Consider the following 14,422-nt stretch of genomic DNA (forward strand, 5'->3'; position numbering starts at 1 on the left):
ACATCTGGGGGCCGCCGCGATGAGGAACCGCCGCATCTACCTGAACCTCGGCTTCTTCGTCATCCTGGGCGTCGTGATGACGATCTGGGCGTTCAGCACGATCATCAAGCTCGACGCGATCACCCAGCCCTACCGGGTGTCGGCGGAGTTCGTCTCCTCCCCCGGCCTGGTCCGCGGGTTCGACGTCGCCTACCTGGGGGTCCGGGTGGGGAAGGTCGGGGACGTACGGCTGGCGCCCGGCAAGATCGTCGTGGGCCTGGACATCGACAAGGAGGTCCGGCTGCCGAAGGCCGCCACGGCCGAGGTACGCCGCAAGTCTGCGATCGGCGAGCCGTACGTGGAGCTGTCGCCGCCCGCGACCGGCGTGAACGGCCCGAAGCTCGCGGCCGGCGACGTGATCCCGCTGTCCAAGACCACGGTGCCGCTGGACTACCGCAAGCTGTTCGAGGGCGTCGGCAAGCTGCTGTCCGCGGTGCCGCCCAAGGACGCCAAGACGATCACGCACGAGCTGGCGGTGGCGCTGGACGGCCGGTCGTCGTCGATCAGGGACATCATCGAGGACGCGCACGACCTGACCGGCACGCTGGCCGACAACTCCCAGGTGCTCGACGACCTGTCCGTGCAGCTCACCCAGCTCACCCACACGCTGGCGGGCCGGAAGGACAAGCTGGCTTCTGGCATCACAGACCTGAGCACGGTGACCGCCACGCTACGCGAGTCGCGCAGTGACCTCGACACCTTCCTGGATCAAGGACCGGGCGTGTTCGGGCAGCTCGACCGGGCCATCAAGCGGGCCAGACCGGGCCTGTCGTGCCTGCTGACCGCGGCGGGCCTACCGCACAAACCGGTGTTCTCCGCCGAGACCGAGCGGAACGTGCACCACCTGCTGAGCATCGTGCCGACCGCGCTGAGCCTGGCGGACGACATCAGCGTGAGGGAAGGCAACACGGTGTATGGGAAGGCGTCGTTCATCTTCAGCGTCCCGGGCGGCCCGCAGCCGGCGGAGGAGTACGCGGGCCCGGTCGGCCCGCCCACCGTGCCCCGCCTGCGCGCCTGCCCCGGCCGCGCCACGGACGAGCCGGTCCGTACGGAAGACGCCGCCGACCATCCCCGGAAAGACCGAGACACGGACACAGGCACGGAGCAGACCAGGCGGCCGGCAGCCCAGGCCACCGCACAGCCCGAGCGGACCCCGGAGGCGGCGGGCGCGAAAACGCCCGCGGCGGCTTCCGGGCCCGCGTCCCGTACCCCGGTGGACACCGCTCCGCTGATTGCCGCGATCTTCCTCGCGGTGGCGGCGAGCGGTGGCATCTTGGGGTGGATCGCGGTGGGCCGGGCCGCCCGCCGCCGTGAGGAGAAGTCATGACCACCAAGCAGGACCTCGCGGAGGACCAGCAGAGCACCGCGGAGGAGACCACAGCGGCAGAATCACCGACCACCTCGGCTGGCCCGCCTCAGGAGCCCTCGGCCGGCACGGGGTCGGACAGCACGGGGTCGGACAGCACGGGGTCGGACAGCGCGGCCTCGGACGCCGACCCCTCGGAGGGCGTCTCCTCTGACAGCGGCCCTTCTGACGGCGATGTCTCTGACGGCGGTGGGGTGGTCGCCGCTGGGCGGGCGGGGCTGGGGCGTGGCCGGATCCTGGTGGCGGTGGTGGCCCTGCTGGTGGCCGCGCTGGCCGCCACGGCGGCGCTGCAGTGGATCTCCGCGGGCCAGGCCCGCGACTCGCTGGCCCGGCTGGAGAGCGAGCGGAACCTGCGGCTGGAGGTCTCGGGCGCGGCCAGCTCGTTCGGCAAGGCGCTGCTCAGCTACGACTACCAGAACCTCCAGGCCACCCGCGCCACGCTGACGGCCCAGGCCACGGGCGACTTCCTGGCCACCTACGACGAGGCGTTCGGCGGCGCGATGGCCCAGGTCATCGTCAAGCTCAAGGCCGTCTCGCAGGCGAACGTCCGCGAGGTCTACCTCTCGGACGTCGACGAGGCCACCGCGCACGCCATCGTCGTGGTGGACCAGCAGGTGAACACCTCGGAGGCGATACGCTCGGTCAAGGACTCCCATCTGAAGATCAGCCTGGTCAAGGAGAAGGGCGTCTGGAAGGTCCACGACGTGACCGTGCTCGGCGCGGCCAAAGAGGACCAGTACAACCTGGACAGCGGCACCAAGAAGAAGGATTGACCGATCGGCCCTGTGGCGATGGGTGGGCGCCCCGACGAGGTGCTCGCCTCAGAAGACTGGCTGACCGACGTCGAGCGGGCGCGCGCCGCCCGGTTCGCGTTCGAGCCCGACCGCCGCTCGTTCACGGCGGCCCACCTGCTCGTACGCCTCTGCGCCGCCGCGGTGCTCGACACCGATCCGGCCCTGCTGACCCTGTTACAGCACTGCGAGGTGCACGGCCCCGGCCACGGCCGCCCGTACATCGAGCAGGCCCCCTCCCTGGGCGTCAGCCTCAGCCACACGCGCGGCTACGTCTGCGCGGCGGCCGGTGCGGGCCGGGTGGGCATCGACGCCGAACGCGTGCCGCCGGGCCCGTTCGACCGGCTGCTCGCGGGCCGGGCGCTCACCGAGCGAGAGCTGGCGGCGGTGACCACCAACGAGGAGCTGATCAGGCACTGGACCCGCAAGGAGGCCCTGATCAAGCGCGGCGAGCTGACCATCGACGGACTGCGGGCGGCCGACGCCGACATGACGGGCCGCCACCTGCTCGAATGGACCGCCGAGGGCGACATCGTAGTGGCTGTTATCACAGACTCACCAGCCCAGCAATTCCCCCTGACCAGCTAAAATGGAGGCATGTTCTACAGCAAGTCAGTCGAGGAGCGAATCGCCGACCGGATGGCCAAGCGCAAGCCGCTCGAAGAGGGCAAGACCTTCGAGCACGGGCCGGCCAAGTTCGTGTTCGTCTCGCTGATCGTCGCCGTCGTGCTCATGCACGTCGTCGGCCTTGCCGTGGTCATGGCCCTCGACTAGCGGTGACCAACGGGGCCTAGCGGCGCCGAGTGGGAGTCGGATCCAGGAACACCTGGGAGATGCCGGGATAGCGCTCACGCAGCCGGCGGTCCAGCTCGTCACAGGCGATCTCCACCCCCGCGGCCGTGGCGTCGTCCCGGAAGTCGATCTTCGCGGCCACCAGGAAGCTCCCCGGGCCCAGCATCATGGTGAGCAGCTCGACCACGCTCTCCACCTCAGGCTGCGCCACCAGCACCGCGCGGATCTCCTTCTCGATCGGGCCCGGAGCGGACTGGCCGATCAGCAGCGACACGTTCGACCGGATCAGCGTGAGCGCGGCCACCAGCAGGAGCACGCCGATCGCGATCGACGCCACGCCGTCCCACACGGGCGAGCCGGTCACCTGGTAGCCGAGCAGGCCGAGCGCCGCGATCACCAGCCCCACCAGCGCGGCCGCGTCCTCGTACACGACGGCCTTCAGCGCGGTGTCCGAGGTGATCGAGACCAGCCGGAACGGGCTGACGTCATGCCTGCGGGCCTCCCTGCGCAGCTGCGCGAGCGCGTTGAGGAAGGACACGCTCTCGATCGCGAAGGAGAGGGCCAGCACGATGTACGAGGGGGTGAGGTTGCCGAGCCGCTCGCCGTGGCTGATCTCGTGCACGCCGTGGGTGATGGAGAATCCCGCGCCACCGACCAGGGTCGCGACCGCCGCCATCATCGCCCAGAAGAAGCCCGCCTTGCCGTGCCCGAAGGGATGGCGCGAGTCGGCGGGCCGCTGAGCCCGGCGTACGGAGACCAGGAGCAGGAGCTCCGTCACCGTGTCCGCGGCCGAGTGGGCCGCCTCCGACAGCATCGCCGCCGAACCGCCGATCAGGCCCGCGATCAGCTTGGCCACCGCGATGGCCAGGTTCGCACCGCCCGCGACCAGGACGGTGCCCAGACTCTCACCCGAGTTGTCCGACACAATCGCTCACTCTATGGCGGACGTTCGCGGACGGCGTGGGGGGTCTCGACCGGCGGCGTATGGATCGCGGCCGGTGGTCCGCCATGGCCTGCGGTGTCCGCGTCCATGGCGGGCCGCGACCGGCGGGCTCCTACGCACTGCGAGGTCGGCGTCCATGTGCGCTAGATTGGAGATCTTGACCTCCTCCCTCGCCGTGAAGACGGGGGTATCCACGCTCGAGGAGTCTCGATGAGCGCGCCTCGCTGGCTCTCCCCCGCCGAGCAGCGTGCCTGGCGTACCCACCTGGCCCTGCACAAGCTGCTCATGCACCGGCTCGACCGCGAGCTGCAGGAGCACGCCCTCTCGGTGAACGACTACGAGATCCTGGTCAACCTCTCGGAGAGCCCCGACCACCGGATGCGGATGAGCGACCTGGCCGACGCGACCATCCAGTCGCGCAGCCGGCTGTCGCACCAGATCTCCCGGATGGAGGCCAAGGGACTCGTCGTCCGAGAGGACTGCCACGACGACCGGCGCGGCACGTTCGCGGTCCTCACGAGCGAGGGCTGGGCCACGATCGAGCGGGTCGCGCCTGATCACGTGAGCAGTGTCCGGGAGCATTTCGTCGACCGGCTCACCGACGACCAGCTGGACGCGCTGGTGGCGGCCTACGAGCCGATCGTCGAGCACCTGAAGAAGCTGCGCTGAACGGCCGGGCCGACACCTAACCGATATGCCCGACGGCGCACGATCGTTCCGGGCGCTCGCTACGATCCGCTCATGCTTCGAAAGCTGCTGTTCGTCGTCGTCTTCGCGCTGGTGTCCGCCTGCTCATCAAGCGGCGGCGGAAGCGAGCTGCCCGCCGGACCCGACCTGCTGAAGAAGTCCGCCGAGGCCATGAAGGTGGTCAAGTCGGCCACCTTCTCCATCGCCACCGACGGCAAGCCCAAGGTGCCGGTGAAGAAGGCCGACGGCAGGCTGACGGCCGCCGGTGACGCCGACGGCACGATCACCATCGAGGTGCTGGGCAGCCTGCAGGAGATCACCTTCGCCCTGGTCGGCGACACCGTCCACTTCAAGGGCCCGACGGGCGGCTTCCAGAAGATGACCAGGAAGGACCTGGCGCAGCTCTACGATCCGTCGAAGATCCTCGACCCGTCCAAGGGCCTCGCGCAGTTGCTCGGCACGGCCGCCGACCCGCGCGTGGAGGCCGAGGAGAGCGGCGCCTACCGGGTGGCCACCGCGTTCTCCGGCCAGGTACTCGGCACGCTCATCCCCGGCGTCACGCAGGGCGTCAACGGCAAGGTCTGGGTGGACAAGGCCACCAGCCGGCTCACCAAGCTCGAACTGCCGCTGAAGGACGGCACGGTGACCGTGTCGCTCAGCGACTTCGACGCGCCGGTGACGATCACGCCGCCCCCGGCCGGATGAGGCGCGCCCGCCGGGTCGCGCTCGGCGTCGGCGGCGCGGTGGTGCTGCTGGCCGCCCTCGACGCGTACGTGGTCGTGACCGTCCTGCTCGACATCGCCACCGACGTGGGCATCCCCACCAACCGCCTGGAGCGGGCCACACCGGTGGTCACCGGGTTCCTGCTCGGCTACATCGCCGCGATGCCGCTGCTCGGCCAGCTCTCCGACCGGTACGGCCGGCGGCCCCTCATCCACGCCTGCCTGGCGGCGTTCGCGGTCGGCTCGGTGCTGACCGCGCTGGCGTCCGGGGAGGTGATGGTGGTGGCGGGCCGGACGATCCAGGGGATCGCGGGAGGCGCGCTGCTGCCGATCACGATGGCGCTCATCGGCGACCTGTGGCACGAGCACGAGCGCCCGGTGGCGCTCGGCGCGGTCGGGGCGGCGCAGGAGCTGGGCAGCGCGCTCGGGCCGCTGTACGGCGGGGTGCTGGCCCTGCTGCCGAGCACCATGGTGTTCGGGATCGAGCTGGGCGGCTGGCACGCCATCTTCTGGATCAATCTGCCGCTGGCGGCACTGGCCGCAGTGGCGGTCCACCTGACCGTCCCCTCACCACGGGTGTCCTCCGGGCTCTCGGGTCAGGCGTCGGCCGGGCGTGTGGACGGGGTCGGCGGTGCGTTGCTGGCCCTGAGCCTCGCCCTTCTGGTGGTGGGCCTGTACAACCCGGATCCCGCCACGACCGTGCTGCCGCCCTGGGGCCTGCCGGTGATCGCGGCCGGGGTCGTGGCCGGGGCGGCGTTCGTCTGGTGGGAGATCCGGTCGAAGGTCCGGCTGCTCGACCTGACGGGCACCCGCAAGGGACCGCTGCTGGCCACGCTGGGCGTGAGTTTCCTGACCGGCGCCGCCCTGCTGATCACCATGGTGTTCGTCCAGTTCACGGCACAGACGCTGCTCGACCTGGAGACGTTGGACGCGGCGCTGGTGCTGGCCAGATTCCTGATCGCGCTGCCGGTGGGCGCGCTGCTGGGCGGCCTGCTGGCCCGCCGGCTCGGTGACCGGGTGGTGGCGGTGGCGGGCCTGATCGTGGCCACGGCCGGGTACGGCGTGATGAGCCGCTGGCCGCTCGACCTGGCGAACGCCGGCCTGATGGTGGACCTCGCGCTGATCGTGGCCGGTCTCGGGCTGGGGCTGGTCATCGCACCGGTGTCGGCGGCAGTGCTCCGGGTGACGCCCGCCACGCAGCACGGGGTGGCCTCGGCGGCGGTGGTGGTGGCCAGGATGATGGGCATGCTGATCGGCATCGCGGGGGTGTCGGCGTGGGGGTTCCACCGGTTCCAGTCGCTGACCGCGGGCCTCGACACGCCGCTGCCGGTGGGGGTGGAACCGGCGGTGTACGCGAAGCAGCTGAGCGAGTACCTCGCGAAGGTGGACGCTGCGCTGCATCTGGAATACACGGAGATGTTCTTCGTCACCGCACTGATCTGCCTCCTGGGCGCGGTGGTCGCCGCCTTCCTCCCCCGCGTCCGGTGAAAGCCGTCTCGGCCTCAGCCACTGCCTGAGATGAGGCGTTTGCCCAGGCGTTGCGCTGGAACTTCCACGAAACGCCTGGTCAGCGCGCTGGCCCCAAGCAGCAACCCCATCACGCCGACCAGAACCGCCAGCCGTGCATACAACGGCACAGCCAGCGGCTCGGGCCAGAAAGGCTCCACGCTCTCCAGGAGCAGCGGGTGCAGCACGTAGATCGAGTAACTGACCAGTCCCAGCCATACCAGCGTCCGTGGCATCCTTCGGTGCCGCAGTGCCATCCCAGCGACGAAGGTCATCCAGGCCGCGACTGTGGCCGTCTGAACGCCGAACTCATCACGCGCCAGCCAGACCCCGGCCAGCGGCACCAAGACCACCCAACCAGCTTGTTTCCAGGAGATCTCCCCCTGCTCGGCCCGATACAGCACCGTGCCGGCGAACATGGTGGCCAAGATCAGCAACCCCTGCCATGGGCCGGGATAGCTCTGATTGACCGCCAGCAGACCCAGCACGGTGACCCCGATGACGACAGCGCCCGCGTACCGCATCCCGGCTGAGCCTTTGAGTACCGCGGCCAGTCCCACCGCCAGCAGTCCGGTCACCACCAGCACGACCATCAGCATCCGCCCCGATCCACCAGCCGACAGCAGCGCGACCGGCAGCACGCCCGCACCCAGTACGGCCGCCGCGGCGAAGCCGAGCGCGCCGGCGACACTCTGCCGGTGCACGCCGAGGCTGAACATCGCGGTCAGGAGCAGATAGAAGGCCATCTCATAGGAAAGCGTCCACAGAACATTGACCACGTTCGGCACATACAGCAGGTTCTGCATCATCGTCAGATGACCCAGCACCAGGGAGACCGGCCGCGAACTCCACCAGATATGCGGGGCGTCCCAGCCCACCGCCGCCAGTAACGCCATACCTGCCACGCATACCCCGAACAGCGGATATAACCGAAAGAAGCGAGAGATCCAGAAAGCCGGGATGCTGCCTCGCCGCTCCAGCGACGCGGGCACGATATAGCCGCTGACCAGGAAGAACACCATCACGCCGTACCACCCGGGCTCGAAAGCCGCTTTGACCGCCGACTCCATCTCAGACAGCAGGGGCCTCAACGCATGCTCGAAGACCACCACCACAGCGGCGATGCCACGGAGTGCGTCGAGCCAGGCCAGGCGGCGCCCGGTCTGGTGCTGAGCCGCTGCCGGAAGAGTAAGCATCCGGCGATGCTAGCGATCGATTCCCTGGAACCGCACATTTATGCCCGGCTCGAGACCATCGAGGTAGGCGGCGCCCCAGCCCGGGCAAGGCGATGCCACTGCTCGCGGGCCGGGGTCGAAGGGGGGCTGGCGTTGGACCGTGCGGTGCCGTACGAGATGGCGCTTTTACGGAGAGAGCCGATGCAGGTCGCGGGGGAACAACGTGGCCTGGCGGATGTTCGCCGCGCCGACCAGGCGCGCGGTCCAGCGCTCGAGCCCCAGCGCGAACCCCCCGTGCGGCGGCATGCCGTGCGCGAACGCCTGCAGATACCCCTCATACGGCCCGACGTCCTCACCACGCGCGGCAAGGGCGTCGAGATAGTCCTGATGCCTGTGCAGCCGCTGCCCGCCCGTCACCAGCTCCACCCCCCGGAAAAGCAGGTCGAACCCGTTCGAGTACCCCTCACGTAGCGGGTCCGGGTGGGTGTAGAACGGCCGCTTGGCCATCGGATACCCCGTGACGAACAGGAACTCCGACCCGTGCTCCCGCACCGCCCACTCCGACAGCCACCGCTCCTGGTCCGGTGACAGGTCAGGCTCGAACTCGTTCGTGAGCCGCTGCGCCTCGGTGAAGTGGATCGCCGGGATCTCGGCGGGCACCTCCGGCAGCGTCACGTCGAGCAGGTCGACCGCGGGCTGCCCCCGTACCGCCTCCACCATGCCCGCCACCGCCTCGCGCAGCACCGCCATCACGTCGCGGTGGTCGCGCACGAAGCCCAGTTCGGCGTCCAGGCTGGTGTACTGGGCCAGGTGGCGGACCGTGTCGTGCGGCTCGGCCCGGAAGACCGGCCCCACCTCGTAGACCCGCTCGAACACACCGACCATCGCCTGCTTGTAGAACTGCGGCGACTGCGCCAGGTAGGCGGGGCGGCCGAAGTAGTCGATGCCGAAGACGTTCGCGCCCGATTCGGTGGCCGAGGCGACGATCTTGGGCGTGTGGATCTCGGTGAACCCCAGCCGGTCCAGCGCCCGCCGGAACCCGGCCACGCTCGCCGCCGAGATCTCCAGCGGCGCCCTGAGGCGCGGATGGCGCAGCGCGACCGGCGCGTGGTCGAGGATCGTGGGCAGGGCCGCGGCCACGACCGGCCGGTAGAGGTCGAACGGCGGCGCCTCGGTGGGCTCGGCCAGCACCTCGATCTCCGGCTCGGTGAGCTCGGCACCGCCCGGCGCCTGCGGGTTCGCGGTCACGACACCCGTCACCCGGACGACCGTCTCCTCACCCGGAACCACGCCGGGCTCCGCACCTGGGACCGCGCAGGGCTCCGCACCTGGGACCGCGCAGGGCTCCGCACCCGGGGCCACGCCGGGCGCCACCACCTGGGCGAGCCCACTGCGGTCCCTGACGACCAGGAAGGTTACGGATTTCAGCCGCCGGCGGCGATGTACCCAACCGGCGATCGTCACTCGTTGTCCGGCGTGCTCAGCGAGCTCCGCCGACAGGACACGAGAGATCATCACAGCTCCTCACGAGTTGCATGATCCCTTGGGAGTGCGGGGGAGAAGGGAACTCCCGGTGCCACCGCACTTTCGCCGCCCACGCAGGGGCGGCCTCCAAGACCCGATGACGGGGGTCAGACCGGCGGGGCATTTCCTCCCCGCACTCGGGAGTGTCTTCACCGAAGGGGCGCGAGACCGCCTTCACAGCTGCCGGCGGCTCTCTGGACCCACGCGGGCCTTCGGTTACTCGTCTCCGTCTGCGCGTTGCCGGTGATCGTAGCCAGCGTCGGCGGACGTCGGCAACCTGATTAGGACCCGTCCACACAGGCGCTACGACAAGATCGAGAGTGCCCACCCTCCGACTTCCCCACGCCCACGCCGGACCCGAGCCAGTCCACCCCCAGACGCTGAGGCCGGACCTGCCGCACCTCGAGGATCAGGACCAGGAAGACGACGCATGACCACACCCGCCCTCAACGACCTCCAGCCCGGCCGTCTCGTCTACATCCCCGCCGGCGCCTCCCCACAGCGCGCCCGCCCCCTCGCCATGTGCCTCCACGACGCCGGCCCCAGCTGGTACCCGCCCGGCGAGATCTGGCTGGCCGGACAGGTCCTCCGCGCGGACGGCTCCAACCCTCTCCAGTACCGCACCACCGCGATCAACGCCACTCTCGCCAAGATCACCATCGCCCCGCCCGGCATCCGCCACTGCGTCGCCACCGGCTGCCCCAGCTCGTACGTCATCATCGCCATGAACGAGACCGGAGAACTGGAGCCCGGCTGGCGCATGCTCCAGACAGGCGACCTCAGCGGCATCAACCTCTGCCCGCAGCACGCCCTCACCGTCACCCCAGACGGCGCCACCTTCCTCCACGCACCCGAAGCCATGGACCGCGATACCGGCAACATCACCTGCACCTGTGGAACCCTCATCCGCCCCGTCATGGGGCGCGAGACCACCCCGGCCATCCGAGCCGCCTGCGTACTCGCCTACGGCGCCCACATCGCCGCCATGACCCCACGGAGACCCTCACGACCACTGCAGCACAGGACCCTCTGACCAGAACCACGACGGCTGACAGCTGGCTCGCCTCGCCTCGTCGGATCTGGGGCAGGAGATATCTCACTGCGGTGCCTCAGATTGAATGAGACGGATCAATGGCGATCTGTCTCATTGATCATGAGGCTTGTCGAGGGACGTCTGCGGCCACCCGCCACACCCGTGGCTCGATCTCCCGCGATCGAGCCCGCATCGTCTCCGCCAGCCCTTCAGGCCACTGCGTCCCTTCCGGGCCCATCGACCACGTGACCCCGTCCAGGCTCGTACCATCCAGGTCCGCGCAGGCCAGATTCGTTCCGCGCAGGGACGCGCCCGCCAGGTTCGCACGAGTCAGATACGCGCGGCCCAGGTTCGCGTGATCCAGGTTCGCGTCGCGGAGGTCCGCCTCGGTCAGGTTCGCGTCGTTCAAGTTCGCGCCGACCAGGTTCATGCCGCGCATCTTGCCGCGGTACAGGTCCTCGCCCCGGTCCAGGTCGTAAAGGTCGTCTTCCCAGTCCACCTCTTCCATGAACCGACGGTAGACCGACCCGCCCATCTGCCACACCATTCCGCCCGATCCGGGCATCCGTCGGAAAGGATCAGTCACGCCTCAACGCTCTGCTTTACCTCCTCGCAGAGGCGTAGCGGCTCATGGCCGTGGTGCAGCCGGCATTCGCGGCTTCGCGTGATCTGCACGGGCACGCGCACTCCGTACCCGCCGGAGGAGACCCAAGGCGTCCGACGACCACAGGGGGCGGATAGGGGTTATCCGGCTACCGGTTGCCCATCACACTCGGGGCAACCTGTCCCCCTGAGGAGGCCGACATGCGTAGAGCCCTGGTCGGATGCGCCGTCGCGCAGATCGTCGTGGTGATCCTGCAGTTCTACCTGGCCACGTTCGGCGCGTTCCAGATGCCGCGGCCCACGGGCACGGATCCCGCGGCGATCGGCCTGCACGCCGCCAACGGCCTGTTCGTCATCCCGGCCGTCTCCCTCGTGGCCACCGTCGTCGCGGCGCTGGCGAAGGTGCCCGGCAGGCTGATCGCGCTGTGCGCCGCTCCCCTGGTGCTCAGCGCGGTCCAGATGCTCGTCGTCTTCCCGCTGGCCGGCCTCGCGGGCGCCACGAAGAACGACACACCGCTGGCCAGCCTGTTCGTGTACGGTCTGCACGCCGTCGTGGGGCTGGGCCAGCTCTGGGCGGTGATCGCCGCCTACCGTGCCGTACGCAGGCACACCAAGGCACCCGTGGAAGAACCCCAGCCCCAGCCGGTCTGACCCGACCCACTCCCAGGCCCGACCCGAACAGAGCCGGACCGAACAGAGCCGGACCGAACAGAGCCGGACCGAACAGAGCCGGACCGTGACCTTGGGCCGGGACCCCAGACCGTGACCTGGACCGGAGCTACTTCTTGGCGGGCTGGCCGCCGCTCTTCCGCTTCTCCCGGATCTTCATCGTCACGTCGATCGGCGACCCGGCGAAGCCGAACTCCTCGCGGATCCGGCGCTCGATGAAGCGCCGGTAGGTGTCCTCCAGCCAGCCCGAGGTGAACAGCACGAACTTGGGCGGCTCCACCGACGCCTGAGTGGCGAAGAGGATCTTCGGCTGCTTGCCACCCCGCACCGGCGGCGGCGTCTGGTGCACCAGCTCGGTCAGGAACGCGTTGAGCCTGGCCGTCGGCACCCGCGTCGACCACGACCCGAGCGCCTTCTCCAGCGCCGGGACGAGCCGGTCCATGTGGCGTCCGGTCTTGGCGGAGATGTTGACCCGCAGCGCCCACGGGGTGCGGACGAGCTGCCGGTCGATCTCCCGCTCCAGGTAGTAGCGGCGGTCCTCGTCGACCAGGTCCCACTTGTTGAACGCGACCACCATCGCCCGGCCCGACTCGATCACCAGGCCGATGATCCGCAGGTCCTGCTCGGTGAGCACCTCACTGGCGTCGATGAGGACGATCGCCACCTCGGAGCGTTCGAGGGCGGCCCGGGTGCGCATGGCGGCGTAGAAGTCGGCGCCCTGCAGCTCGCGGTCGCGCCGCCTGATGCCGGCGGTGTCGACGAAGCGCCAGGTCTTGCCGCCCAGCTCGATCAGCTCGTCGACCGGGTCGCGGGTGGTGCCCGCCATCGGGTCGACCAGCACGCGCTCCTCCCCCGCCAGCTTGTTGAGCAGCGAGGACTTACCGACGTTGGGCTTGCCGAGCAGCGCCACCCGATAGGGGCCGCGCTCGGCGTCGAACCTCAGCTCCGGCGTCTCCGGCAGCGCGTCGAGGATCACGTCGAGCAGGTCGCCACTGGAGCGGCCGTGCAGGGCCGACACCGGCTGCGGCTCGCCGAGACCGAGCGACCAGAGCGCGGCGGCCTCCAGCTCCACCTGCTGGTTGTCGACCTTGTTGGCGGCCAGGATGACCGGCTTGCCCGACTGGCGGAGCACCGAGCCGACCGTCTCGTCGGCGTCGGTCGCGCCCACGGTGGCGTCGACGACGAACACGATCACGTCGGCCAGCTCGACGGCGACCCGCGCCTGGTCGGCGATGCGCAGGTTCATCCCGGTGGCCTCGGGGTCCCAGCCGCCGGTGTCGACGACCGTGAAGCGGCGCCCGCGCCAGTTGGCGTCGTAGGTGACGCGGTCACGGGTGACGCCCGGCACATCTTCGACGACCGCCTCGCGGCGGCCGATGATGCGGTTGACCAGCGTGGACTTGCCTACGTTCGGGCGACCGACGATGGCCACGACCGGTACCGGGCCGCTGTCGGCGACGTCGTCGGATACTGCGAGATCGTCGAGTTCAGCCTCGACCCAATCCCCCGTTGACACGATTTTTCATCCTTTGTGAGTACCGCACCCTTGTCAGGTGCGCTCCTTGATCAGACTCAGCACCTCGCCGATGACCTCTTCGAGAGTCAACGGCGTGGTGTCGAGCTCGACGGCGCCAGCCGCCATCGAGAGTGGATCCGTCTTGCGAGTGGAGTCGAGGGTGTCACGCTTGGCCATCGCGGCCTGCTGCGCCTCCACCGTGGTGCCGCTCAGCTCCGCCGTACGGCGCAGGGCGCGGGCCTCGGCGCTGGCCGTCAGATAGACCTTGACGGTCGCGTCGGGGGCGACCACGCTGCCGATGTCGCGGCCCTCGACCACGATGTCGCCGGCGCCGATGATCTCCCGCTGCAGGTATACGAGACGCGCGCGCACCTCGGGCACCGCCGCGACGACGGAGACCGCCCCGGTGACCTCGGCCTCGCGGATCGGCCCGGCCACGTCGACACCGCCGACGTGGATGGACGGGCCGTCGGGGTCGGTGCCGCAGACGATCTCGGGCTCGCCCGCGCGGGCCGCGACAGCGGCGGGATCGGCCAGGTCGACGCCCTGCTGGAGCATCCACCAGGTCATCGCCCGATACATCGCCCCGGTGTCCAGGTAGCGCAGCCCGAGTGCGCGTGCGACTCCACGCGACACGCTCGACTTGCCCGACCCCGCGGGACCGTCCATGGCGACGACCAGACCGGTCACGGCCTCTCCCTCTTCACGTTTCCCACTGCACGTTTTTCCCACTGCACGTTTTCTTTTCTCCAACCTGAAGAGGCTACCGCCTCGCACGCATGCCCCACGCCCAGCTGGACCATCCGGCGTACGCAGCGACCCTTGTCCGGCCACGGTCCCCATTCGGCGCTGGATCATCCGGCGTCCGCCGCGACCCCCGTCCGGCCACGGTCCCCATTTCCCGCTCGGCCATCCGGCGTCCACCGCGTACACCCGCCCGACCGTGGCCCCGTTCGGCGCTCGTCCATCCGGCGTCCGCCTCGGCCCTCTCCGACATCGGTTACTGTGCCAACGGGGTCGATCAGGCGGCCCGCCAGGCCCTGGCCCGTGCCACCC

At 69.9% G+C, this 14,422-nt stretch carries 15 protein-coding genes; 9 read left to right on the plus strand and 6 right to left on the minus strand.

Going from position 1 to position 14,422, the window contains the following annotated elements; translation table 11 throughout:
- The first annotated feature begins 19 nt into the window (after window positions 1-19).
- From LDL49_RS15065 to LDL49_RS15080, 4 genes are read left to right on the plus strand one after another with little or no spacing between them, the layout of a single operon-like run.
- Entirely contained in the window at window positions 20-1,366 is a 1,347-nt protein-coding gene (locus LDL49_RS15065) for an MlaD family protein (protein WP_225291651.1), read from the plus strand.
- A complete protein-coding gene (locus LDL49_RS15070; protein ID WP_225291652.1) occupies window positions 1,363-2,178 on the plus strand; it encodes a hypothetical protein in 816 nt (271 codons plus the stop codon). Before LDL49_RS15065 ends, LDL49_RS15070 begins: the two co-directional genes overlap by 4 nt.
- A gap of 18 nt (window positions 2,179-2,196) precedes the next feature.
- Window positions 2,197-2,784, plus strand: coding sequence for a 4'-phosphopantetheinyl transferase family protein (locus LDL49_RS15075; protein ID WP_225291653.1), 588 nt, complete (start codon window positions 2,197-2,199; stop codon window positions 2,782-2,784).
- Window positions 2,785-2,793: 9 nt separating this feature from the next.
- Window positions 2,794-2,970 carry a hypothetical protein gene (locus LDL49_RS15080; RefSeq protein ID WP_225291654.1) on the plus strand — a complete coding sequence of 59 codons (177 nt, stop codon included), beginning with the start codon at window positions 2,794-2,796 and terminating at the stop codon, window positions 2,968-2,970.
- Window positions 2,971-2,986: 16 nt separating this feature from the next.
- On the opposite strand, the gene LDL49_RS15085 is transcribed toward LDL49_RS15080, so the two are convergent.
- Window positions 2,987-3,913 carry a cation diffusion facilitator family transporter gene (locus LDL49_RS15085; RefSeq protein ID WP_225291655.1) on the minus strand — a complete coding sequence of 309 codons (927 nt, stop codon included), beginning with the start codon at window positions 3,911-3,913 and terminating at the stop codon, window positions 2,987-2,989.
- A 228-nt stretch (window positions 3,914-4,141) separates the two neighbouring features.
- Here LDL49_RS15085 and LDL49_RS15090 point away from each other — a divergent pair, with 228 nt between their 5' ends.
- From LDL49_RS15090 to LDL49_RS15100, 3 genes are all read left to right on the plus strand, one after another.
- Entirely contained in the window at window positions 4,142-4,600 is a 459-nt protein-coding gene (locus LDL49_RS15090) for a MarR family winged helix-turn-helix transcriptional regulator (RefSeq protein WP_225291656.1), read from the plus strand.
- Window positions 4,601-4,672: 72 nt separating this feature from the next.
- The gene (locus LDL49_RS15095) at window positions 4,673-5,323 is read left to right on the plus strand and encodes an LppX_LprAFG lipoprotein (RefSeq protein ID WP_225291657.1); all 651 of its coding nucleotides are present in this window, start codon (window positions 4,673-4,675) and stop codon (window positions 5,321-5,323) included.
- The gene (locus LDL49_RS15100; protein ID WP_225291658.1) at window positions 5,320-6,828 is read left to right on the plus strand and encodes an MFS transporter; all 1,509 of its coding nucleotides are present in this window, start codon (window positions 5,320-5,322) and stop codon (window positions 6,826-6,828) included. Before LDL49_RS15095 ends, LDL49_RS15100 begins: the two co-directional genes overlap by 4 nt.
- Window positions 6,829-6,842: 14 nt before the next feature.
- Here LDL49_RS15100 and LDL49_RS15105 read toward each other — a convergent pair whose 3' ends face one another.
- Together LDL49_RS15105 and aspS are read right to left on the minus strand one after the other, a co-directional pair.
- Window positions 6,843-8,042: an acyltransferase family protein gene (locus LDL49_RS15105; protein ID WP_225291659.1), complete on the minus strand. Its 1,200-nt coding sequence runs from the start codon at window positions 8,040-8,042 to the stop codon at window positions 6,843-6,845.
- Window positions 8,043-8,207: 165 nt separating this feature from the next.
- Complete coding sequence (gene aspS, locus LDL49_RS15110; protein WP_225291660.1) at window positions 8,208-9,536, minus strand: aspartate--tRNA(Asn) ligase; 1,329 nt, start codon at window positions 9,534-9,536, stop codon at window positions 8,208-8,210.
- 439 nt (window positions 9,537-9,975) lie between these two features.
- Between aspS and LDL49_RS15115 the strand changes: the two genes are divergently transcribed.
- Window positions 9,976-10,578, plus strand: coding sequence for a hypothetical protein (locus LDL49_RS15115; RefSeq protein ID WP_225291661.1), 603 nt, complete (start codon window positions 9,976-9,978; stop codon window positions 10,576-10,578).
- Window positions 10,579-10,696: 118 nt separating this feature from the next.
- Here the strand turns inward: LDL49_RS15115 and LDL49_RS15120 are convergent, their stop codons facing one another.
- Window positions 10,697-11,113 carry a pentapeptide repeat-containing protein gene (locus LDL49_RS15120; protein ID WP_225291662.1) on the minus strand — a complete coding sequence of 139 codons (417 nt, stop codon included), beginning with the start codon at window positions 11,111-11,113 and terminating at the stop codon, window positions 10,697-10,699.
- A gap of 269 nt (window positions 11,114-11,382) precedes the next feature.
- On the opposite strand from LDL49_RS15120, the gene LDL49_RS15125 reads away from it, so the two are divergent.
- Window positions 11,383-11,832, plus strand: a complete 450-nt coding sequence (locus LDL49_RS15125) for a DUF6220 domain-containing protein (RefSeq protein WP_225291663.1) — start codon at window positions 11,383-11,385, stop codon at window positions 11,830-11,832.
- 127 nt (window positions 11,833-11,959) lie between these two features.
- Here the strand turns inward: LDL49_RS15125 and der are convergent, their stop codons facing one another.
- Together der and cmk are read right to left on the minus strand one after the other, a co-directional pair.
- Entirely contained in the window at window positions 11,960-13,366 is a 1,407-nt protein-coding gene (gene der, locus LDL49_RS15130) for a ribosome biogenesis GTPase Der (RefSeq protein ID WP_225291664.1), read from the minus strand.
- A 33-nt stretch (window positions 13,367-13,399) separates the two neighbouring features.
- Complete coding sequence (gene cmk, locus LDL49_RS15135) at window positions 13,400-14,056, minus strand: (d)CMP kinase (RefSeq protein WP_225291665.1); 657 nt, start codon at window positions 14,054-14,056, stop codon at window positions 13,400-13,402.
- Window positions 14,057-14,422: the final 366 nt, after the last annotated feature.

Origin of the sequence: Nonomuraea aurantiaca (genome assembly GCF_020215705.1) — a bacterium.
Lineage (GTDB): Bacteria > Actinomycetota > Actinomycetes > Streptosporangiales > Streptosporangiaceae > Nonomuraea > Nonomuraea aurantiaca.